This is a genomic window from Streptomyces sp. NBC_01298, from assembly GCF_035978755.1.
GTDB lineage: Bacteria > Actinomycetota > Actinomycetes > Streptomycetales > Streptomycetaceae > Streptomyces.
In genome coordinates, this window is sequence record NZ_CP108414.1 from 4,101,877 (window position 1) to 4,123,860 (window position 21,984).

Genomic DNA, 21,984 nt, shown 5'->3' on the forward strand with positions numbered 1-21,984 from the left:
TCAGCGCTCCAGGAGGCTGACGTCGCGCACCGCGCCCTTGTCGGCGCTGGTGGCCATCAGCGCGTAGGCGCGCAGGGCCGCGGAGACCTTGCGCTCGCGGTTCTTCGGGGCGTAGACGCCGGCCAGGGCCTCGTGGCGGGCGGCCAGCGTGGCGTCGTCGACCACCAGCTCGATGGAGCGGTTCGGGATGTCGATGCGGATGAGGTCGCCGTCCTCGACCACCGCGATGGTGCCGCCCGCGGCCGCCTCCGGGGAGGCGTGGCCGATGGAGAGGCCCGAGGTGCCGCCGGAGAAGCGGCCGTCCGTGACCAGGGCGCAGACCTTGCCGAGGCCGCGGCCCTTGAGGAAGGACGTCGGGTAGAGCATCTCCTGCATGCCGGGACCGCCGCGCGGGCCCTCGTAGCGGATGACGACCACGTCGCCGGCCTTGATCTCCTTGCGGAGGATCTTGTCGACGGCCTCGTCCTGCGATTCGCAGACCACGGCCGGGCCCTCGAAGGTCCAGATCGACTCGTCGACACCGGCGGTCTTCACGACGCAGCCGTCGACCGCGATGTTGCCGCGCAGGACGGCGAGGCCGCCGTCCTTGGAGTACGCGTGCTGGACGGAGCGGATGCAGCCGCCCTCGGCGTCGAGGTCGAGGGTGTCCCAGCGCTCGGACTGGGAGAAGGCGGAGGCGGAGCGCTGGCAGCCGGGGCCCGCGTGCCACAGCTCCATGACCTCTTCGGGGGCCGTGCCGGAGCGGGCGTCCCACTTCGCGAGCCAGTCCTCCAGGTTGGCGGAGTGGACCGTGGTGACGTCCTTGTTGAGCAGGCCGCCGCGGTGGAGCTCGCCGAGCAGGGCGGGGATGCCGCCGGCCCGGTGGATGTCCTCCATGTAGTACGTGCCGCCGGGCGCCACGTTCGGCGCGACCTTGGCGAGGCAGGGGACCCGGCGGGAGATCTCGTCGATGTCCGTGAGGTCGTACTTCAGACCGGCTTCCTGCGCGGCGGCGAGGAGGTGCAGGATCGTGTTGGTGGAGCCGCCCATGGCGATGTCGAGGGCCATGGCGTTCTCGAAGGCCTGGCGGGTCGCGATGTTGCGGGGCAGGACCGACTCGTCGTCCTGCTCGTAGTAGCGCTTGGTGATCTCGACGATCGTGCGGCCGGCGTCCTCGTACAGGGCGCGGCGGGCGGTGTGCGTCGCGAGGACCGAGCCGTTGCCGGGGAGGGCCAGGCCGATGGCCTCGGCGAGGCAGTTCATCGAGTTGGCGGTGAACATGCCCGAACAGCTGCCGCAGGTGGGACAGGCGTTCTCCTCGATGCGGAGCACGTCCTCGTCGGAGACGCTGTCGTTCGAGGCGTCGACCATGGCGTCGATCAGGTCGAGCTTGCGGACGGTGCCGTCGACGAGGGTGGCCTGACCGGCCTCCATCGGACCGCCGGAGACGAAGACGACCGGGATGTTGAGGCGCATGGCGGCCATCAGCATGCCGGGGGTGATCTTGTCGCAGTTGGAGATGCAGATCAGCGCGTCGGCGCAGTGCGCCTCGACCATGTACTCGACCGAGTCCGCGATCAGGTCGCGGGAGGGGAGGGAGTACAGCATGCCGCCGTGGCCCATGGCGATGCCGTCGTCGACCGCGATGGTGTTGAACTCGCGGGGGACGGCGCCGGCGGCCAGGATCGCGTCGGAGACGATGCGGCCGACCGGGGCCAGGTGGGTGTGGCCGGGGACGAACTCGGTGAAGGAGTTGGCGACCGCGATGATCGGCTTCCCGATGTCCGCGCTCGCTACGCCCGATGCGCGCATCAGGGCACGTGCGCCTGCCATGTTGCGGCCGTGGGTGACGGTGCGGGACCTCAGCTCGGGCATCGGGTTCTCTCCCCATGTGTGCGGTGACGCGAGCGCCTGCCGCGACTGTGGATATGGCTCGGTTACGAGGCTACGCCCCCTGCCCGGGATCCGGACAGGCTGTCCGGATCCCGGGACGGGCGGCTCAGTAAATGGGCGCGGGTGCGGAGCCTACGGGGCTGCGCCCGCGGGTGTTGCCACTCCCCGGTGCCGTCATTCCTCGGTGCGTCTGCGTCACTCCTCGGTGAGGTAGCGCTGGAGGGTGGGGGCCACCAGGCCGATGATCGTCTCCGGGTCCGCCGACGCGAGGGGCTCGACCTGGACGACGTAGCGCAGGATCGCGATGCCGATCATGTGGGAGGCGGCGAGCTCGGCGCGGAAGGTCGGGTCGGGCACGTCGAGGTCGGCCGCGATCCGCTCCAGGAGGCGGTGCAGGATCAGCCGGCGCAGCACCTTCGCGGCGGCGTCGTGGGTGAGGGCCGAGCGGACCACGGCGAGCAGCGGGGTCCGGGTGACCGGGTTCTCCCAGACCCCGAGGAAGTAGCGGGCCAGCCGCTCGCCGATGCCGTCGGGGCCCGCGCCGATGATCGCGGGGAGGACGAGGGCGGGCTCCATGCTGAGCTCGATCGCGGCGGCGAACAGGTCGTCCTTGCTGCCGAAGTAGTGGTGCACCAGGGCCGGATCCACGCCGGCCGCCTTGGCGATCCCGCGGACGGAGGTCTTGTCGTAGCCGCGCGCGGCGAACTCGGCGCGGGCGGCCAGGCGGATGCGCTCCTGGGTGCCGGGGCCGTCGTCGGCCTCGTCCTGGCGGGGGCGGCCGGGGCCGCGGCGGGGCTTCACCGGCTTCGTGGGGGCGGGGTCCGGCAGGGGCTCGGTCACGGGTGCGGGGTCCTCGGTGCCGGGCCGGGGGCCGTCGCGAGGTGCAGGCGGGTGAAGGCCAGTGCCTCGGCGAGGTCGGCCTCGCGTTCCGCGGAGGACATCGCGCGGCGGGTGTTGACCTCGATGACGACGTGCCCGTCGAAGGAGGTGGCGGCGAGCCGCTCCAGCAGTTCGGCGCAGGGCTGGCTGCCGCGGCCGGGGACGAGGTGCTCGTCCTTCGCGGAACCGTTTCCGTCCGCGAGGTGGATGTGGGCGAGGCGGTCGCCCATCCGGTCGATCATCGCGGTCGCGTCCGTGCGGGCGGTCGCGGTGTGCGAGAGGTCGACCGTGAAGTGGCGGTAGTCGTCCTTGGTGACGTCCCACTCGGGCGCGTAGGCGAGCATCTCGCGGTCGCGGTAGCGCCAGGGGTACATGTTCTCGACGGCGAAGCGGACGTCGGTCTCGTCGGCCATCCGCCAGATGCCGGACACGAAGTCGCGGGAGTACTGGCGCTGCCAGCGGAACGGCGGGTGGACGACGACCGTGCTCGCGCCGAGCTTCTCGGCCGCCGCCTGGGCGCGCTGGAGCTTGGTCCAGGGGTCGGTGGACCACACGCGCTGCGTGATGAGCAGGCAGGGGGCGTGGATCGCCAGGATCGGGACCTGGTGGTGGTCGGAGAGGCGGCGCAGGGCGTCGATGTCCTGACTGACGGGGTCCGTCCAGACCATGACCTCGACGCCGTCGTAGCCGAGGCGCGCGGCGATCTCGAAGGCGGTCGCCGTTGACTCCGGGTAGACGGAGGCGGTCGAGAGGGCGACTCTCGCGGTCGGGATCCGGACTGGTTCTGCCACGGGGCCAGGGTATCGGGGTCGCCGTGGAGCCGGACCCTGACCGCCCCCGGCACCGGCCCCCACCCGCAGCAAGCCCGCCGGCCCAGGCAACCCCGGCCCCGCCGGCGCTTGAGGCGCACCGGCGGCGCCGCGCGGATCAGACGCCGACCGGGGTGGACCGGCCGAGGTGGTCCAGGCGGCGGAGGATGACGCCTTCGCGCAGGGCCCAGGGGCAGATTTCCAGGGCTTCGACCCCGAGGAGATCCATCGCGCCCTCGGCCACCAGCGCTCCCGCGAGGAGCTGGTTCGAGCGGCCTTCCGAGACGCCCGGCAGGGCGGAGCGCTGGGCCGTGGTCATCGCCGCCAGCCTCGGGACCCATTCCTCCAGCGACTTCCGGGTCAGGTCCCGCTGGATGTAGAGGCCTTCCGCGGAGCGGGCCGCGCCCGCGATCCGGGCCAGTTGCTTGAAGGTCTTCGAGGTGGCCACCACCCGGTCCGGCGTCCCGAAGCGGCTGAACTCGCCGACCGTGCGGGCGATCTGGGCCCGTACGTGACGGCGCAGGGCCCGGATGTCCGCCGGGTCCGGCGGGTCGCCCGGGAGCCAGCCCGCCGTCAGGCGGCCGGCGCCCAGGGGGAGGGAGACGGCCGCGTCGGGGTCCTCGTCGATGCCGTAGGCGATCTCCAGGGAGCCGCCGCCGATGTCCAGGAGCAGCAGCTTGCCGGAGGACCAGCCGAACCACCGCCGCGCCGCGAGGAACGTCAGGCGGGCCTCGTCCTCGCCGCTGAGGACGGGGAGGTCTACGCCCGTCTCCGCCTTGACCCGGGCGAGGACCTCGTCGGCGTTCGTGGCTTCCCGTACCGCGCTCGTCGCGAAGGGGAGCACGTCCTCGCACCCCTTGTCCTCGGCGGCCTGCACCGCGTCCCCGATGACGGAAACCAGCCGCTCGACGCCCTCGGGCGTCACCGCCCCGTCCGCGTCGAGCAGCTCCGCCAGCCGCAGCTCCACCTTGTGCGAGTGCGCGGGCAGGGGGCGCGCACCGGGGTGCGCGTCCACCACCAGCAGATGGATCGTGTTCGAACCCACATCAAGGACACCGAGTCTCATGGGGGGAAACGCTACTGGTCCAAAGGCGTAGGGGTGGAGTAAGGGGCGCTTAGGCTGGGGTTTGTGCCAAATACGAAGAAGGCCAACAAGTCCAAGACCAAGGCCGGTAAGGCCGGCAAGCCCGCGAAGGACGCCACGGGTGCCAAGGGCGCGCAGGCGGACGAGAAGGGGCTCGACTTTCCGCGGGCCTGGGTGGAGTTCCCCGACCCCGCCGACGAGGAGCAGGTCTTCCGCTGCGACCTGACCTGGCTCACTTCCCGCTGGACCTGCATCTTCGGCAGCGGCTGCCAGGGCATCCAGGCGGGCCGCGCGGACGACGGCTGCTGCACGCTCGGCGCGCACTTCTCCGACGAGGACGACGAGAAGCGGGTCGCCGAGAACGTGGCGCGGCTGACGCCGGAGCTGTGGCAGTTCCACGACGTCGGCAGCGAGACCGGGTGGACGCAGCACGACGACGACGGGGAGAAGCAGACCCGCCGCTGGGACGGTGCCTGCATCTTCCTGAACCGGCCCGGTTTCCCGGCGGGGGCCGGCTGTTCCCTGCACATCCTGGCGGTGCGCGGCGGGCAGGAGCCGCTGGAGACCAAGCCGGACGTGTGCTGGCAGCTTCCGATCCGGCGGACCTACGAGTGGATCGACCGGCCCGACGACACCCGGGTCCTGCAGGTGTCGATCGGCGAGTACGACCGGCGCGGCTGGGGTCCGGGCGGCCACGACCTGCACTGGTGGTGCACCTCGGCCACGTCCGCGCACGGCGCCGGCAAGCCGGTGTACGAGTCGTACCGCGCCGAGCTGACGGAACTGATGGGCAAGGAGGGGTACGAGGAGCTCGTACGGCTCTGCGAGGCGCGGCTCTCCTCGCTGCTGCCGATGGCCCCGCACCCGGCCGATCCCACCCCCGCCCCCACCCCCGCGCCGTAGGCGGTACGGGGCCTGCGGCCTACGGCGCCGGGGTCGGATCCGGCGTGGGCGTGGCCCCGTCCGTGGGGCTCGGGGTCGGAGTCGGCGTAGGCGTGGGTGTCGGCTCCGGTGTCGGGGTCGGAGTCGGCGTGGGTGTGGGCGTCGGGGTGGGCGTCGGCTTCGGCTCGGGCGGGGTGGGCTCCGGGCCGGGCGGGGTGGGTGCCGGGCGGCCCCGGCCCCGGATGGAGATCACCGCGCCGGCCGGGTCCACCCCGACCCGGGCGCTCCAGGCCCCTACGGGCTGGGCTCCGGAGTCCACGGTGATCCGTAGGGTGACCGATTCTCCTGGCGCCAGCCGGCCCGAGGTCGTACTGGCCCGCAGCCACGGGGCGTCGGACCACAGCCGCCACTCGACCGGGGCGCCGCCCGACGCGGTGAGGGTGAGCAGGGTGGTCGTTCCGTGGGTGGAGGCGGTCGCGGTCAGCCGGCCCGGGGCGCCGGGAGCGCCGGGTGTGGAGCTCGGCGGCGCGCCGCTGCTGATGACCTCCACGGAGACGTCCGGGGCCGCCCCGGCCGGGGCGAAGTCGGGGCCGTCGGTGGCGACGGCGGCGTTGCCCGCGTTCTCGTAGGCCGTGAGCGGACGGCCGTCGGTACGGGCCTGCGGGAGCTCCGCCTCGCTCGCGGAGATGCGCGTGGAGCCGTTGCCGACGGGTTCCCCGGTGTTCGGGGCGCCGCGGTACGCCGCCCACAGCGCCAGCACCGGGGCCGCGACGACGGTGGCGACGACCGTGGTGGTCACGGCGCGGGTGCGCAGCCGGTCGCGGCGGGCCGCGCGGTCCTTGGGGTCCATCGGGAAGCCCGTGCGGTCGAAGCGCGGGCCGGTGCCGGCGCCCCGGCGGCCGCCGGAGCGGAGCATCGCGGCGCGGACGGCGGTGCGCGGGGCCGGGACCAGCGGGAGGGCGGCGGTGTTGATGCCGCCCGAGCCGGGCCAGGGCGCGCCGGCGCCCACGCGTTCGGCGACGCGGCGGCAGATCGGGCAGTCGTCGACGTGGCGGACGAGCTCGGCGCGCAGGGAGGAGGACAGGAGCAGGTTCCCGTCTCCCCCGCCTTCGCCGCCGTCGCCCCCGTCGACGGCGAGCCGGGACACGGTCGGGCAGTTGCCCGTCTCCACGACGGCGAGGGCGGCGCGGGTGCGCTCCACCTCGCAGGCGGCCCCGGAGAGCAGTTCGCGGGCGGCGGCCGGGGGCGTGCCGAGGACGGCGGCGAGTTCGGGGACGCCGAGGCGGTGGCGGACGGCGAGTTCGAGCGCCTCGCGCTGCTCGGGACTGGTCCCGGCGGCCTCCGGCCAGGCGAGGCGGGCGAGCTCGGTGCGGCGGTAGGCGGACACGTCGAGCCCGCCGCCGGGGCCTCCGCCGCCGTGGCCGCCGGGGCCGGCCGCCGCGGCGCTCGCCGCCGCGTTCGCGTCGGCGCTCACCGTCGCGGGATCCGGCGCACGTCCGGCGTTCGTGTGCTCCGGTGCACGCCGGGCGGAATGCGCTCCCCCGTACCCGTGGCGCGTACGCCGCCGCTCGGCGAGCCTGCGCAGGCAGGCCCAGCGCGCGAGGGCGTAGAGCCAGGCCCGCCGGTCCCCCTCGTCGGGGCACCGGCCGGGATGGCGGTCGGCCACGGCGAGGACGTCGCCGAGCACGTCGGTGGCGGTGTCGTGGTCGCACAGGACCGAGAGGCAGTACGTGAACAGCCCGTCCAGGTAGGGCTCGTACCGGAACGGTGGCGGCTGCTCCACCCTGGTCGCCTCGGGGGGCGTGCGCCCGTGCGCCCGGTGTGCGCCGGTGCGCGGAGCGGGGTGTCCCTGGTTGCTGCTGGTCACTTGGCGACCGTAGGCGGCGCGCCGGTGGCGCTCCGGAAGCCTTCACCAGTTTTAGCCCTTACGGGTGAACGGATCGGCGCCGTGCTGACGGCGCCCCTGACGGTGCACGCCACGGCGTGTACGCCGGGACCACCCCCGGGACCCCCGCACGACCTCCGCACGACCTCCGCCGAGGCCGTGCGGCGAGGGCTGTCGGTGGCGGCGGCTACGGTGGGCCGCATGGCTGCCCGTACATCTCGTTCATCCGCCAAGGACCGGCCGTCCTACCGTTGTACCGAGTGCGGGTACTCCACCGCCAAGTGGCTCGGCCGGTGCCCCGAGTGCCAGGCCTGGGGCACCGTCGAGGAGCTCGGCGGCGCGCCCGCCGTGCGCACCACCGCGGCCGGCCGGGTCACCACGGCCGCCGTGCCGATCGGGCAGGTCGACGTGCGGACGGCGACCGCGCGCAGCACGGGCGTGAGCGAGCTGGACCGGGTGCTGGGCGGCGGGCTGGTGCCCGGCGCGGTCGTCCTGCTGGCGGGCGAGCCGGGCGTCGGCAAGTCCACGCTGCTGCTCGACGTCGCGGCGAAGGCCGCCTCCGACGAGCACCGCACGCTGTACGTCACGGGCGAGGAGTCGGCGAGCCAGGTGCGGCTGCGGGCCGACCGGATCAACGCGCTCAGCGAGCACCTCTACCTGGCCGCCGAGACCGATCTGTCCGCCGTGCTCGGGCACCTCGACGCCGTGAAGCCCTCCCTGCTGATCATGGACTCCGTGCAGACGGTCGCCTCCCCCGAGATCGACGGTGCGCCGGGCGGCATGGCGCAGGTCCGGGAGGTGGCCGGGGCGCTGATCCGGGCCTCCAAGGAGCGCGGGATGTCCACGCTGCTGGTCGGCCACGTCACCAAGGACGGGGCGATCGCCGGTCCCCGGCTGCTGGAGCACCTGGTCGACGTCGTCCTGAGCTTCGAGGGCGACCGGCACGCGCGGCTGCGCCTCGTGCGCGGCGTGAAGAACCGGTACGGCACCACGGACGAGGTCGGCTGCTTCGAGCTCACCGACGAGGGCATCAACGGCCTCGCGGACCCGAGCGGTCTGTTCCTGACCCGCCGCACCGAGGCCGTCCCCGGCACCTGTCTGACGGTGACCCTGGAGGGCAAGCGGCCCCTGGTCGCGGAGGTGCAGGCGCTGACGGTGGACTCGCAGATCCCCTCGCCGCGCCGCACGACCTCCGGGCTGGAGACCTCGCGCGTCTCGATGATGCTGGCGGTGCTGGAGCAGCGCGGGCGGATCACGGCGCTCGGCAAGCGGGACATCTACACCGCGACCGTGGGCGGGGTGAAGCTGACCGAGCCGGCCGCCGACCTGGCCGTCGCGCTGGCGCTGGCCTCGGCGGCCAGTGACGTACCGCTCCCGAAGAACCTGGTCGCCATCGGGGAGGTCGGCCTCGCGGGCGAGGTCCGGCGCGTGACGGGCGTGCAGCGGCGGCTCGCGGAGGCGTTCCGGCTGGGCTTCACGCACGCGCTGGTGCCGGTGGACCCGGGGAAGGTCCCGGCGGGCATGAAGGTGACCGAGGTCGCGGACATGGGCGACGCCCTACGGGTCCTGCCGCGCGGGCGGTCGCGTACGCCGGCCAAGGACGCCAAGGACGCCGCCGCGGGCCAGTAGCCCTGCGGAAGCATCCCTGAAGGACCCCGCAAGCGCCCCGAAAGCCCTCCGGCCGACCCTCCGCAGCAGGTCAGCGGGCCCGGACGGGGCGCTCTCCGGCCCGGCCGGGCCAAGGCACGGCGGGCGCCGGGGCCGCGCCGGTAGACTTCGGGATGGTCCGCCCGGCCGTACGCAGGCGGTACATCCCGCGACCGGAGGAGTGCAGTGGCAGCCAAGGACGGGGCAGCAGCATCCGGGAAGTCGGGCGCGAGCTCCAAGCAGGAGGCCATGATGCGCGCCTCGCTGAGCGCGGTCGCACCTGGTCAGCCCCTGCGTGACGGGCTCGAACGGATCGTTCGCGGCAATACCGGAGGGCTCATCGTCCTCGGGATGGACAAGTCGGTCGAGGCCATGTGCACGGGCGGTTTCGTGCTGGACGTGGAGTTCACCGCGACCCGGCTGCGCGAGCTGTGCAAGCTCGACGGCGCGCTGATCCTCGACAAGGACATCACCAAGATCCTGCGGGCGGGCGTCCAGCTGGTGCCCGACGCCTCGATCCACACGGAGGAGACGGGCACCCGGCACCGGACCGCGGACCGGGTCTCGAAGCAGTGCGGTTTCCCGGTGGTGTCGGTCTCGCAGTCGATGCGGCTGATCGCGCTGTACGTGGACGGCGAGCGGCGCGTGCTGGAGGAGTCCGGGGCGATCCTGTCGCGGGCGAACCAGGCACTGGCCACGCTGGAGCGGTACAAGCTCCGCCTGGACGAGGTCGCCGGGACGCTGTCCGCGCTGGAGATCGAGGACCTGGTGACGGTCCGCGACGTCACGGCGGTGGCGCAGCGCCTGGAGATGGTCCGGCGCATCGCGACGGAGATCGCGGAGTACGTGGTGGAGCTCGGCACGGACGGCCGGCTGCTCTCCCTCCAGCTCGACGAGCTGACGGTCGGGATCGAGCAGGAGCGGGAGCTCGTCATCCGGGACTACGTGCCGGAGCCGACGGCGAAGCGTTCCCGCACGGTGGACGAGGCACTGCCGGCGCTGGACGCGCTGACGCATCCGGAGCTGCTGGAGCTGGCCATCGTGGCGAAGGCCCTCGGGTACACGGGCTCGCCGGAGACCCTGGACTCGGCGGTGTCCCCGCGCGGGTACCGGCTGCTGGCGAAGGTGCCGCGGCTGCCCGGGGCGATCATCGAGCGGCTGGTGGAGCACTTCGGCGGGCTGCAGAAGCTGCTCGCGGCCTCGGTGGACGACCTCCAGACGGTCGACGGCGTCGGCGAGGCGCGTGCGCGCAGCGTCCGCGAGGGCCTGTCCCGGCTGGCGGAGTCCTCCATCCTGGAGCGGTACGTCTAGGCCTCGAACGACGAGAACGACGAGAACGCAGGAGGGGCCGGACCGCCCGTAAGGCGGTCCGGCCCCTCCCGCGTTCGCTCCGCCGCCCCGCCTACTCCGGCTTCAGTACGAACGAGGTGCGGGCCACCGGCATCCCCGGGGACTTGACCTCGACTACGTAGGTGTCCGCCGCGGCAGCCCCCGCCGGAGGCGACTGGCACTGGGTGGCCTCGCTGAAGTGGCGGTCCCAGTCCATGGCTTGCTTGGTCTCGCCCTGCGAGGGGACCCGGTAGAACACGTTGCCCGCGCCCGCCGGGCAGTCCGCCGAGGACCAGACCGACTTGGCGTTGCCGGCCTGGGTGATCGTCAGCACGGCCTGCTTCGGGCCGAGATCGACCTTGCAGGTCGTGCCCGAGACATTGCGCGCGATGAGTTCGAGGCGCGGCTTCTCGCTCGTCTCGTACTCGTTCTTGACGCTCTTGACCTCCCACTGCAGCGCACCGGGCGCGCACGTGGGCACCGGCGAGTCGGCCGGGACGACCTGGCCCGCCGAGGAGCCGCCGGAGCCGCCCGCCCCGCCCTGGTCGGCGCCGCCGGGCTCGGTGCCCGGTTCGCCGTTCCCGCCCGTGCCGGGGCTCGTACCGGGGTCGGAGCCCGTGCCGGTGCCGGCGGTCCCGCCCGAGCCGCCGGAACCGCCCGAGCCCGACTCGCCACGCCCGCCCGGGGCCTGACTGATCGCCGGACCGGAACCCGAGGGTCCGGGGGTGATTTGGGTGACGGGACCGGAGCCGCCCTGGCCCTTGCCGTTGGTACTCGACTTGCCCGCACCGGAACTGACGGTCCATACGGCGAGCATCGCGAGGAGCGCGGCAACGGACGCCAGCACGGCCCTCCGTCGCCAGTAGATGGAGGAGGGGAGCGGCCCGACCGGATTGCGCAGAGATCCCACGGACGGAACCTTACGAGAGTTCGGGGCGCGATCAGTGCCCACATGCCGCGCACACGGATTGTTTTGCCGATGATCATCCCGCGGGGTGATCATCCGCGCCGGAACGGACCGGCAACTGATCCGGAGCTGGTCCGGAACTGGTCCCGAACTGATGAAGGCGTTATTCCGATTTAGGTACCTTCAGTCACCATGGACAGCTCCGGCCTCTACCTCGACGTCACCGATTTCGCCCACTCGACCCCCGCCTGGGTGCAATCGGCGTTCGAGTTCTTCACCGAGTACGGGCTGCTCGTCTTCGGCGCCCTCTTCATAGCCGTGTGGTGGCGTTCGCGCGACGCCCGCGCCCCCCGCACGGTGGCGCTCGCGATCCTCGCCCCCTTCGTCACCGCCCTGGCCTACGTCGCCTCCGAGCTGGTGAAGTCCACCGTCGACGAGGAGCGCCCCTGCCGGGCCGTGGCCGGGGCGGCGGCCTCGCTCGTCACCTGCCCCGCCACCGGTGACTGGTCCTTCCCCAGCAACCACGCCACCATCGCGGGCGCGGCCGCCGTGGCGCTGGCGCTGGCCGTGCGCAAGCTGGTGCCGCTGACCGTTGCGCTGGCCCTGCTGATGGCCTTCTCCCGCGTCTTCGTCGGCGTCCACTACCCGCACGACGTGGCCATGGGCCTGCTGCTGGGAGCGAGCCTCGCCGCGCTCGCCGCACTGGCCCTCGTCGCCCCGGTGACCAGGGTCGTCGCCGCCGTGCGGACCAGCGGCGGCCGCACGGCCGTCCTGATCACCGGCCCGGACCCGGCCCGCTAGGACGCGGCCGAGGAGCGGCGCCCGGGGCCGACACGACATCGCCCCGGCCCGAAACGTGCCAGGATGCCGTCTGCCATGACTGCAACCATTCCCACCACCGCGCTGCACTCCCCCGTCATCGCGTGGTTCGAAGCACACGCCCGCGACCTGCCCTGGCGCCGCCCCGAGGCCGGCCCCTGGGGGGTGATGGTCAGCGAGTTCATGCTCCAGCAGACCCCCGTCAACCGGGTCCTGCCGGTCTACGAGCAGTGGCTCGCCCGCTGGCCCCGGCCCGCCGACCTCGCCGCCGACGCCCCCGGGGAGGCCGTGCGCGCCTGGGGCCGTCTCGGCTACCCGCGCCGGGCCCTGCGCCTGCACGGCGCGGCCGTCGCCATAACGGAGCGGCACGGGGGCGACGTACCGCGCGAGCACGCGCAGCTGCTGGCCCTGCCGGGGATCGGCGAGTACACGGCGGCCGCCGTGGCCTCCTTCGCGTACGGACAGCGGCACGCGGTCCTCGACACCAACGTGCGCCGGGTCTTCGCGCGCACCGCGACCGGGGTCGAGTACCCGCCGAACGCCACGACCGCCGCCGAGCGGCGCCTGGCGCGGGCCCTGCTGCCCGAGGACGAGGACACCGCGGCCCGCTGGGCGGCGGCCTCCATGGAGCTCGGGGCGCTGGTGTGCACGGCCAAGAGCCCGGACTGCGGGAGCTGTCCGGTGGCCGGGCTGTGCGCGTGGCGGCTGGCGGGCAAGCCCGCCCACGAGGGACCGCCGCGGCGCGGGCAGACGTACGCCGGGACCGACCGGCAGGTGCGCGGCAAGCTCCTCGCGGTGCTGCGCGAGGCGGTCGGCGCCGTGCCGCAGTCCCTCCTCGACACCGTCTGGGAGGAGCCCGTACAGCGGGCCCGGGCGCTCGACGGGCTGGTCTCGGACGGGCTCGTGGAACCGCTTCCCGGCCTCATGTACCGGCTGCCGGCCGCCCCCGCGAAGGCCGGCCCCGACACCTCCTCCTAAAGCCGCCTGAGGCTGACTCAGGGATTCCGCTTGTCCGGAGAAACCGCAGCTCACGGGCTCTGTTACATAACCTATGGGTGTCCGTGCGCCCACCGAAGGCTCACCCGCACAGGCCCGTGACAACGCCTCCGTACCGTCGAATCCGTAAGGCAGCGGTTCAGCGGTTGGTCGGAACGGAGGCGGTCTGAGATGGCGCACGGCGAGGTACTCGAATTCGAAGAGTACGTACGCACCCGGCAGGACGCGCTGCTGCGCAGTGCCCGTCGCCTGGTTCCGGACCCGACCGACGCACAGGACCTCCTGCAGACCGCGCTCGTGCGCACCTACGGCCGCTGGGACGGCATCGCCGACAAGTCCCTTGCCGACGCCTACCTGCGCCGTGTCATGATCAACACCCGTACCGAATGGTGGCGGGCCCGCAAGCTCGACGAGGTTCCCACCGAGCAGCTCCCCGACGCCTCCGTCGAGGACGGTTCGGACCAGCGCGCCGACCGCGCCCTGCTCATGGACATCCTCAAGGTGCTCGCGCCCAAGCAGCGCAGTGTGGTGGTGCTGCGACACTGGGAGCAGATGAGCACCGAGGAGACGGCCGCGGCGCTCGGCATGTCGGCGGGTACGGTGAAGAGCACTCTGCACCGCGCACTGGCCCGCCTCCGGCAGGAACTGGAGAGCCGGGACCTGGACCTGCGCGCGCTGGAGCGCGGTGACCACACCATCCGGTACGAGGGGCGTGAGCGGTGCGCGGCCTGATTGGCCCAAGACTGAGCGGCAAGAGCTCGGTGGTACTGATGTCGGCGGGGGCGGTCGTCCTCGTCGGCACCGTGCTGTTCGCGGTCGGCTGCTCGACGGGGGGAACGGGGCTGCGGGACGGCGGCCCGGCCCGTACCGAGTCGGTGGCCAAGACCGGAGCCCCCACTTCGGCGGCCTCCGACCACGACGCGGGCGCCTCCACCGCCCTCGTCCCCAAGGCTTCCGGGAAGCCGGGCCCCAAGGTCGACCCGATCGCCCTGATCAAGGCGGACCCGAAGATCAGCGCCGAGACCAAGCGGGACCTGAAGCCCTGCTCGGGCAAGGAGTACCCGGTGGACGTCAGCTACGGGAAGGTCACCGGCGGCCCGGAGGTCGACATCGTGGTCAACGTCCTGTCCTGCGCCGACGCGCTGGGCCGCGGTTCGTTCGTGTACCGCGCGGACGGGGCCTCGTACGAGAATGTCTTCTCCGACGAGCAGCCGCCCGTCTACGCCGAGATCGACCGGGGCGACCTGGTCGTCACCAAGCCGGTCTACGGGAAGAGCGACGCGCTCTCCTACCCCTCGGGCGAGGACCTGATCACCTACCGCTGGAACGGGGAACGGTTCACCGAGCAGGACCGGGTGCACACCGACTACAGCAACGTGGTCGACGGCGGGACGCTCCCCGCCCCGGCCGTCAGCCCGAAGAACTGAGCAACGAGTACCGAGGCGAGGCGAGGCTCCCCATGGCCGAGACCCATGTGCTGTTCGTGGAGGACGACGACGTCATCCGTGAGGCCACGACCCTGGCGCTGGAACGCGACGGGTTCGTGGTCACGGCCATGCCCGACGGGCTGTCCGGCCTGGAGTCCTTCCGCGCGAACCGGCCCGACATCGCGCTGCTCGACGTGATGGTGCCCGGGATGGACGGCGTGAGCCTGTGCCGCCGCATCCGCGACGAGTCCACCGTGCCCGTCATCATGCTGTCGGCGCGCGCCGACTCCATCGACGTGGTCCTGGGCCTGGAAGCGGGCGCCGACGACTACGTCACCAAGCCCTTCGACGGCTCCGTCCTCGTCGCCCGCATCCGCGCGGTCCTGCGCCGCTTCGGCCACGCCGGCGGCCCGCAGGGCGGGTCCGAGGACGACGGCTCCGGCGAGCGCGGGGTGCTGGCCTTCGGCGACCTCGAGGTCGATACGGAGGGCATGGAGGTGCGCAAGGCGGGCGCGTCGGTGGCGCTGACCCCCACCGAGATGCGGCTCCTGCTGGAGTTCTCCGGCTCCCCCGGCACCGTGCTCTCGCGCGACCGGCTGCTGGAGCGGGTCTGGGACTACGACTGGGGCGGCGACACACGCGTCGTGGACGTCCACGTCCAGCGACTGCGCACCAAGATCGGCCAGGACCGGATCGAAACCGTCCGGGGATTCGGATACAAGCTCAAGGCCTGAGGCCTTGGGAGCAACCAGCACGGGGGACGAGCGCGGGATGACATCTGAATGAAGCGGTTCACCCTGCGGACCGGGATCCGCTGGAAGATCACGCTCGCCATCGCGTCCGTGGGCGCGCTGACCGCCATCGCGCTGAGCCTGGTGGTGCACAGCGCTGCCCGCGTCTCGATGCTGGAGAGCGCGCGCGAAGTACAGCTCGACCGGGTGCAGTTCATCTCCCGCAACGCCGAGGCCGGCCGCAAGCCGCCCATGGGCGCCAAGCTCAACGACCCGGACCTGCCCGGTGAGCTGCGCGAGAAGGCCCGGTCGGGGCGGCGCGGCACCTACATCCAGGACAACCCGGGCGGGCTCCCCGAGGTGTGGGCGGCCGTACCGCTCGGCAACGGGCAGGTGCTGTCGCTCCACACGCAGTTCCGGGAGAGCGCCAACATGGTGCGCGACCTGGACCGGGCCCTGGTCATCGGCTCCCTGGCCGTGGTGGTCGGCGGGTCGGCGCTCGGTGTGCTGATCGGCGGCCAGATCTCGCGCCGGCTGCGCAAGGCCGCGGCCGCGGCGCAGCGCGTCGCGCACGGGGATCCCGAGGTACGGGTGCGGGACGCGGTCGGGGGCGTCGTACGCGACGAGACCGACGACCTGGCGCGGGCGGTCGACGCGATGGCGGACGCGCTCCAGCAGCGGCTGGAGGCGGAGCGGCGGGTCACCGCCGACATCGCGCACGAACTGCGCACCCCGGTGACGGGCCTGCTCACGGCGGCGGAACTACTGCCGCCGGGCCGGCCGACCGAGCTCGTACGGGACCGCGCGCAGGCGCTGCGCGCGCTGGTCGAGGACGTCCTGGAGGTGGCCCGGCTGGACAGCGCGTCCGAGCGGGCCGAGCTCCAGGAGGTGGCGCTGGGCGAGTTCGTGCAGCGCCGGGTCACCTCGCTGATGCCGGAGGCGAGCGTACGGATCGTCGCCGACGAGATCGTCAGCACCGATCCGCGCCGCCTGGAGCGGATCCTCGGGAACCTCCTCGCGAACGCCGCGCGGTACGGGCGGGCGCCGGTCCAGGTCGATGTCGAAGGCCGGGTCGTACGGGTCCGGGACCACGGGCCGGGCTTCCCCGAGGCCCTGCTCCGCGAGGGGCCGAGCCGGTTCCGGACCGGGTCCACGGACCGGGCCGGGGTGGGGCACGGGCTGGGGCTGACCATCGCGGAGGGGCAGGCGCGGGTGCTGGGCGCCCGGCTGACGTTCCGCAACGTGGCCGCCCCCGGCGGCTTCGTCCACAGCGGCGCGGCCGCGGGGGCGGTCGCGGTGCTGTGGCTGCCCGAGCACGCGCCGACGGCGACCGGGAGCTTCCCGACGCTGCGGCCGGAGGTCTGAGCGGGATCGGTGTCGTATCGCGACCATCGGCTGTTCGCTTGCGGACGCCGATGTTTTAGCATCCGAACCATGACTGACGGTACGGATCGCCCGCACAGCCCCCAGCCCGAGCCCGCCCCGGAGGGTGGCGGCTACGGGTTCCCGCCGGGAATACCCGCGCCGGGCGGCTACGGGTTCCCGCCCGGCTCCCCCGACCGGACCGCGTCGGGCGATGACGGCGTCCACCCGCAGAGCGGCGGCTACGGCTACCCGCCGGCCGGTGGCTACGGTTACCCGCCCAGCCCGCCCGCGCCCGGCACCTTCGGCCCCCCGCTGCCGTTCCCGGAGGAGCCCGGCCCGAACGGCCCGAACGGCCCGAACGGCCCGAGCGGCCCGTACGGCCTGAACGGCCCCGACCTGAACCCGCCGCCCGTCGCCTTCGGAGACGAGCCCGACTGGGAGGCGATGGCCGACCGGTCGGCCGCCGAGCGGCGCAAGAAGCGGCTGTGGATGGTGGGCGGAGCGGTGACCGTCCTGCTGCTGCTCGCCGGAGGCGGAACGTTCGTGCTGCTGCGGGACGGCAAGCCCGGCGCGAAGGACGTGGCCGACAACGCCCCCTCCTCCTCCCCCAGCGTCTCCGCGCCGGCGTCCGGGTCTCCCGATCCCGACGCCTCGCCGTCGAAGGGCTACTCCCCCACCGTGTCGAGCGACGTCTCCCTGCTCCGGGACAGCGTCGGCAAGACCAGCGTCCGCATGGGCCCCGAGGCCACGGTGCCCAAGGTGACCACGCGCTACGAGCTCACCCTCAAGGGCAATCCGAACTCGTACGCCCAGGCCACCGAGCCGGGCGTGGACACGACCAAGAGCTTCACCCTCGCGGCCCGTGTCAACAACGCCTCCACGGCGAAGGGCACGCACGTGGTGATGAGCCAGGGCACCGGGGAGGCCTTCTCCATCGAGCTCGGCGCGGACGAGGTGGACGGCAAGCAGGCCTGGGTGTTCCGCGTGCGGACCACCGAGAAGAGCGCGACGCCCACGGTGGTGACGGTCTCCTCCACGGGGAAGAAGACGGTCAAGACCTGGGCGGTGCTGGTGGCCGTGTACGACGCGGAGAAGAAGATGATCCATCTCTACGTGGACGGCAAGCAGGCCGGCGAGGCCGCGGTCCCGGGGATCTGGCAGAACTCCGGCCCCCTGCAGCTCGGCCGGGCCCGCCACCAGGACGCGTGGGCCGGCGCGTTCAAGGGCGGGATGAACCAGATCAGGATCTACGAATCGGCCTTCACGCCCGAGCAGGCCGCCGCCCACCGCAAGGGCGATCTCGACGCCGCGGGCCGCGCCACGGCGACCCACGCCTGGGTGACCGGCTGATCGGACGGTGCCTGATCAGACGGTGACGCCGACCGTCCGCAGGAAGGACACCGGGTTCACGGCCGAGCCGTAGTTCGGGGTGGTCCGGATCTCGAAGTGGAGGTGCGGGCCGCTCGAATTGCCGGTGTTGCCGGAGAGCGCGATCTGCTCGCCCTTGGAGACCTTCTCGCCGATGTTGACCTGGATCTTCGAGAGGTGCGCGTACTGCGAGTACGTGTTGTTCGCGTGCTTGATCACGATGGCGTTGCCGTAGGCCGGGCCGTCGCCGCCGCCGTTGGGGCCGGCCTTGACCACGGTGCCCGCGGAAACGGCGTCCACCGGGGTGCCGACCGGGACGGCGAAGTCCTGGCCGGAGTGCTTGTGCGACCACATGGTGCCGCCCTTGCCGAAGGTCGCGGAGAGCGTGTACTTCGACACCGGCTTCTCCCACAGGGAGGCCTGCGCCTTGAGGGCCGCGGCCTGGGCGGCGGCCTGCTCGGCGACGAGCTGGACCGTACCGGTCAGCTCGGCCTGGGGCACCTCGTCGGCGAAGGCGGCGGTCGTCCCGGCCCCGAGAGCCAGGGCCGCGCCGAGGGCGGTGGCGCCGATGGCGATACGGGTACGACGGGTGCTGACGCGCTTCGCGGACATGAAGGAAACCTCCGGGCCGGGGACGGGGACGGTGCTGCGGAGTGCTGCGGGCAAGAAAGGACCCGGCACGCTGAGCAGGTGCCGGGCTTGCTTGCTCATCCTTGGTAACCCGGGCACCCCGGCTTCCCCAAACCTCCCCGGTACTACCCGGGCTCGTAGGTACGGAGGGGGCTGTCAGCCCTGTTGACCGCCCCACCACTGGGGCAGCGGTAGGGCAAATCGGACATCGATCTCTACGAATGTTCCTAGTAGGTCCGATTTGCCCTGTGCGGCTTGTCACCGGCGCGGGACCTCCGGCGGGTCCGCCCCGGGACCAAAGCCCTGCGACCGGCGTCACACCGGAGCTACCCTCTGGCTCGTGGACGCATCCGTGGTGGGGATCCGGCTGGCCTCGGGGGTTGTGACCCCCCTCGTGAAGAAGCTCTTCCGCGGGGAGGGCGCGGGCGCCGGCCTCGTGGACCGGCCCGTACGGATCTCCTCCTACGTCTCCCTGCGCGAGCAGCGCACCCTCTCCCGGGACGACCTGCGCCGGCTCGCCGACAAGCTGGTCGCGGAGGCCTTACGGGCCCCCGGCGAGCAGCCGCTGCCGCCGGGCGAGGAGGCGGGCGTCGCGGCCGCCCTGGCCGTCACCCTGCACTCCCTGGGGGACCTGGACCTGGAGGACGCCCAGGCGGTCGAGATGGGCCCGCGCGCCTTCGCCGCCGCCCTGCGCGGGGCGGCGCCGCCCACGGGCCTGGGCCGGGACGCCGAGCTCTTCCACGACGAGCTGCTGGTCACCACCTGCCTGCACATCCTGCAGTTCTTCACGACCCGCTCCACCTACATCCCGGCGGCCCTGGTCCAGAGCGCCCACCGCCAGGCCGAGACGATCGCCAAGATCGACGCCCTGCTCGCCCGGATCCCCCGCCAGGACGGCCGGGACGCGGAGTTCGAGGCGAGGTACCTGGAGTACCTGGTCAAGCGGCACAACACGCTGACGATCTTCGGGATCGACCTGGCTCCCGGCTCGGCGCGCTGGCCGCTGGACCTGGCCTACGTGAGTCTGGAGGCGATCCCCCGCCCCCGCCACGCCGGCGGGGCGGGCAGCGCCGCGCTCCCGGCGCCGGGGCCGGCCCCCGTCAGCACCGAAGACGTACTGGCCTTCGAGCCCCGCGTACTGCTCCGCGGCGAGGCCGGCTCCGGCAAGACCACACTGATCCAGTGGCTGGCCGTCTCCACCGCCCGGAACGAACCCGATGGCGGACTGGTCCCCTTCGTACTGCCCCTGCGCAACCTGAGCCGCTACGCGGAGCGCCTGCCCGCACCCGAGGACTTCCTGGTCGCCACCGCACTGAAGGGCCGGGCCCCCGAGGGGTGGGAGAGCCGGGTCCTGGACGCCGGGCGGGGCCTGGTCCTGGTCGACGGCATCGACGAGATCCCGGAGGGCGAACGGGACCGCGCCCGCGACTGGCTCACCGATCTGCTCACCGCCTACCCCGGCAACCGCTGGCTGGTCACTTCCCGCCCTTCGGCGGTCCGTCAGGACTGGCTGGCCTCGGAGGAGTTCGCCGAGCTGACCCTCTCCCCCATGAACCGGGCCGACGTGGCCGGCTTCGTCACCCGCTGGCACCGCGCGGCCGAGGCGGGCAAGGACCTCCGCGATCAGCTGCTGGCCTCCCTGGCCACCAAACCGGAGCTGGCCAGGCTCGCCACCAATCCGCTGCTGTGCGGGCTGATCTGCGCCCTGCACCGCGAACGGCGCGGCTTCCTGCCCTCGGGCCGCAAGGAGCTCTACACGGCCGCCCTGTCCATGCTGCTGCACCGCCGCGACCGCGAACGGGAGCTGCGCCTGCCGGAACTGGCCGAGGAGCCGCAGCTCCAGCTCCTCCAGCGGCTCGCGTACTGGCTGATCCGCAACGGCCGCACCCAGATCGCCCGGAAGCGGGCCGAGGAGCTGATCGCAGCCGCGCTGCCCGCCGTGCCGGCGGCTCAGGTGCTCGGTGACGCGCCTGCCGTCCTCCGCCACTTCCTGGAGCGGACCGGCCTCCTGCGCGCGCCCACGGAGGACACCCTGGAGTTCGTCCACCGCACCTTCCAGGACTTCCTCGGGGCCCGGGCCGCACTGGACGAGGGCGGTCTCGGGGAGCTGACCCGGCACGCGGACGACGACCAGTGGGAGGACGTCATCCGCATGGCGGTCGCCCAGGGCCGCCCCCACGACCGCGCGGGAATCATCGGCGACCTGCTGGTCCGCGACTCCGACCGGTCGGTCCTGCTGGCCCTCGCGTCACTGGAGTACGCGGCCGAGCTGGACCCCGGGCTGCGCCAGGACGTCCACAAGGCCGCCCTGCGGCTGATCCCGCCGAAGGACGAGGAGGCGGCGCGCGCCCTCGGCCGGATCGGGCCGCTGATCCTGGAACTGCTGCCGTCCGCGGGAAAGTCGGTCCGCACCACCCGCCTCTCGGTGATCGCGGCGGCGGAGACCGGGGCCGAGGCGGCCGTCGGCTACCTCGCCGGCTTCTGCGACCACCCCAACGAACAGCTCCGCGCGATACTGACCCGCTCCTGGGAAAGGTTCGACCCCGAGCACTACGCGGCCGAGGTGCTCGCGCGCATGGTCCCGCCCCCCGACGACCTCGTCATCATCCGGGATTCCGACCTCGAGGCCCTGACGGACTTCACCGGCCCGCCCGGCCTCTACGTCCGCCAAGGGGTGAGCCGGGCCGCCCTGACCCGGTTCCTGGCCCGCCGGCCCGTGGCGGGCCTCGGCCTGCGGTGGTTCTCCGAAGGGACCGACGCCGGCTTCCTGCGCGGCCAGACCTCACTGCGGTGGCTCGACATCGACGCATGGCCCGATCTGCGGGACCTGAGCGCGCTGCACGGGCTGCCGCTGGAGAAGGTGACCCTCCGCCTCGACGGCGACGTCCCCCTCGGCCCGGCCCTCGCCGCCTGGCCCCGGCTGCGCACGTTCACGCTGCACTCGGAGCACGGCCCGTGGTCCTTCGCGGACTTCTCCCCGGAGGCCCCCCTCGAAGTGCTCCGACTGGAAGACGCCGACCCGGACCTGGCCGGACTGGGACGGCTCACGAGCCTGCGGCAGCTGTGGCTCGGCCAGAGCTGGCACCCGGGCGGCAGGGCCGCGTGGGCGGAGCTCTCGGCACTGCGGGGCCTGGAGGAGCTCGCCGTGCACACCAGGGCGCTGGACGGCCTCGCCACGTACGCGGACCTGCCCTCGCTCCGGACCATCATGATCTACGACGACAAGCCGTCGGACTCGTCCCTGCGGGCGCGGGTGGCCCACAGCTTCCCGGAGGCGGCGCTGAAGCCGGTGACGCCGGACCGGGAGGACTGAGCGCCGCCCATGGCGCCCACGCCAAAGGGGCGGCCCCGGAA

General features: G+C 73.2%; 18 protein-coding genes. 11 read left to right on the forward strand and 7 right to left on the reverse strand.

Annotated elements, in window-relative coordinates; all coding sequences use genetic code 11:
• The 4 genes from ilvD to OG730_RS18510 form a co-directional block, all read right to left on the reverse strand.
• The gene (gene ilvD / locus OG730_RS18495) at positions 1-1,854 is read right to left on the reverse strand and encodes a dihydroxy-acid dehydratase (protein WP_327305262.1); all 1,854 of its coding nucleotides are present in this window, start codon (positions 1,852-1,854) and stop codon (positions 1-3) included.
• Positions 1,855-2,067: 213 nt separating this feature from the next.
• Complete coding sequence (locus OG730_RS18500) at positions 2,068-2,712, reverse strand: TetR/AcrR family transcriptional regulator (protein WP_327305263.1); 645 nt, start codon at positions 2,710-2,712, stop codon at positions 2,068-2,070.
• Positions 2,709-3,542, reverse strand: a complete 834-nt coding sequence (locus OG730_RS18505; protein ID WP_327305264.1) for a sugar phosphate isomerase/epimerase family protein — start codon at positions 3,540-3,542, stop codon at positions 2,709-2,711. The genes OG730_RS18500 and OG730_RS18505 overlap by 4 nt, the downstream gene beginning before the upstream one ends.
• A 136-nt stretch (positions 3,543-3,678) precedes the next feature.
• Positions 3,679-4,626 (reverse strand): Ppx/GppA family phosphatase, encoded by a 948-nt coding sequence (locus OG730_RS18510; RefSeq protein ID WP_327305265.1) that lies wholly within the window; start codon positions 4,624-4,626, stop codon positions 3,679-3,681.
• A gap of 63 nt (positions 4,627-4,689) precedes the next feature.
• Between OG730_RS18510 and OG730_RS18515 the strand changes: the two genes are divergently transcribed.
• Positions 4,690-5,547, forward strand: a complete 858-nt coding sequence (locus OG730_RS18515; RefSeq protein WP_327305266.1) for a DUF3109 family protein — start codon at positions 4,690-4,692, stop codon at positions 5,545-5,547.
• A gap of 19 nt (positions 5,548-5,566) precedes the next feature.
• Here OG730_RS18515 and OG730_RS18520 read toward each other — a convergent pair whose 3' ends face one another.
• The gene (locus tag OG730_RS18520) at positions 5,567-7,393 is read right to left on the reverse strand and encodes a BACON domain-containing protein (RefSeq protein WP_327305267.1); all 1,827 of its coding nucleotides are present in this window, start codon (positions 7,391-7,393) and stop codon (positions 5,567-5,569) included.
• 219 nt (positions 7,394-7,612) lie between these two features.
• Between OG730_RS18520 and radA the strand changes: the two genes are divergently transcribed.
• Positions 7,613-9,040 (forward strand): DNA repair protein RadA, encoded by a 1,428-nt coding sequence (radA, locus tag OG730_RS18525; RefSeq protein ID WP_327305268.1) that lies wholly within the window; start codon positions 7,613-7,615, stop codon positions 9,038-9,040.
• A 204-nt stretch (positions 9,041-9,244) separates the two neighbouring features.
• The gene (gene disA, locus OG730_RS18530; protein ID WP_243339766.1) at positions 9,245-10,369 is read left to right on the forward strand and encodes a DNA integrity scanning diadenylate cyclase DisA; all 1,125 of its coding nucleotides are present in this window, start codon (positions 9,245-9,247) and stop codon (positions 10,367-10,369) included.
• 91 nt (positions 10,370-10,460) lie between these two features.
• On the opposite strand, the gene OG730_RS18535 is transcribed toward disA, so the two are convergent.
• Positions 10,461-11,297 (reverse strand): hypothetical protein, encoded by an 837-nt coding sequence (locus OG730_RS18535; protein ID WP_327305269.1) that lies wholly within the window; start codon positions 11,295-11,297, stop codon positions 10,461-10,463.
• A 189-nt stretch (positions 11,298-11,486) separates the two neighbouring features.
• Here OG730_RS18535 and OG730_RS18540 point away from each other — a divergent pair, with 189 nt between their 5' ends.
• The 7 genes from OG730_RS18540 (at position 11,487) to OG730_RS18570 (ending at position 17,982) form a co-directional block, all read left to right on the forward strand.
• Entirely contained in the window at positions 11,487-12,095 is a 609-nt protein-coding gene (locus OG730_RS18540; RefSeq protein WP_327305270.1) for a phosphatase PAP2 family protein, read from the forward strand.
• Between the two features lie 75 nt (positions 12,096-12,170).
• Positions 12,171-13,091 (forward strand): iron-sulfur binding domain-containing protein, encoded by a 921-nt coding sequence (locus OG730_RS18545; protein WP_327305271.1) that lies wholly within the window; start codon positions 12,171-12,173, stop codon positions 13,089-13,091.
• 189 nt (positions 13,092-13,280) lie between these two features.
• Positions 13,281-13,841: a SigE family RNA polymerase sigma factor gene (locus OG730_RS18550; protein ID WP_327305272.1), complete on the forward strand. Its 561-nt coding sequence runs from the start codon at positions 13,281-13,283 to the stop codon at positions 13,839-13,841.
• A gap of 38 nt (positions 13,842-13,879) precedes the next feature.
• Positions 13,880-14,536 (forward strand): hypothetical protein, encoded by a 657-nt coding sequence (locus tag OG730_RS18555; RefSeq protein WP_327309324.1) that lies wholly within the window; start codon positions 13,880-13,882, stop codon positions 14,534-14,536.
• A gap of 32 nt (positions 14,537-14,568) precedes the next feature.
• Positions 14,569-15,270: a two-component system response regulator CseB gene (gene cseB / locus OG730_RS18560; protein ID WP_327305273.1), complete on the forward strand. Its 702-nt coding sequence runs from the start codon at positions 14,569-14,571 to the stop codon at positions 15,268-15,270.
• Between the two features lie 48 nt (positions 15,271-15,318).
• The gene (cseC, locus tag OG730_RS18565; RefSeq protein WP_327305274.1) at positions 15,319-16,632 is read left to right on the forward strand and encodes a two-component system sensor histidine kinase CseC; all 1,314 of its coding nucleotides are present in this window, start codon (positions 15,319-15,321) and stop codon (positions 16,630-16,632) included.
• A gap of 69 nt (positions 16,633-16,701) precedes the next feature.
• Positions 16,702-17,982 (forward strand): LamG-like jellyroll fold domain-containing protein, encoded by a 1,281-nt coding sequence (locus OG730_RS18570; RefSeq protein WP_327305275.1) that lies wholly within the window; start codon positions 16,702-16,704, stop codon positions 17,980-17,982.
• A gap of 15 nt (positions 17,983-17,997) precedes the next feature.
• Here OG730_RS18570 and OG730_RS18575 read toward each other — a convergent pair whose 3' ends face one another.
• Positions 17,998-18,612, reverse strand: coding sequence for a M23 family metallopeptidase (locus tag OG730_RS18575; RefSeq protein WP_327305276.1), 615 nt, complete (start codon positions 18,610-18,612; stop codon positions 17,998-18,000).
• Between the two features lie 358 nt (positions 18,613-18,970).
• Between OG730_RS18575 and OG730_RS18580 the strand changes: the two genes are divergently transcribed.
• Positions 18,971-21,943 carry an NACHT domain-containing protein gene (locus OG730_RS18580; RefSeq protein WP_327305277.1) on the forward strand — a complete coding sequence of 991 codons (2,973 nt, stop codon included), beginning with the start codon at positions 18,971-18,973 and terminating at the stop codon, positions 21,941-21,943.
• Positions 21,944-21,984 lie beyond the last annotated feature (41 nt).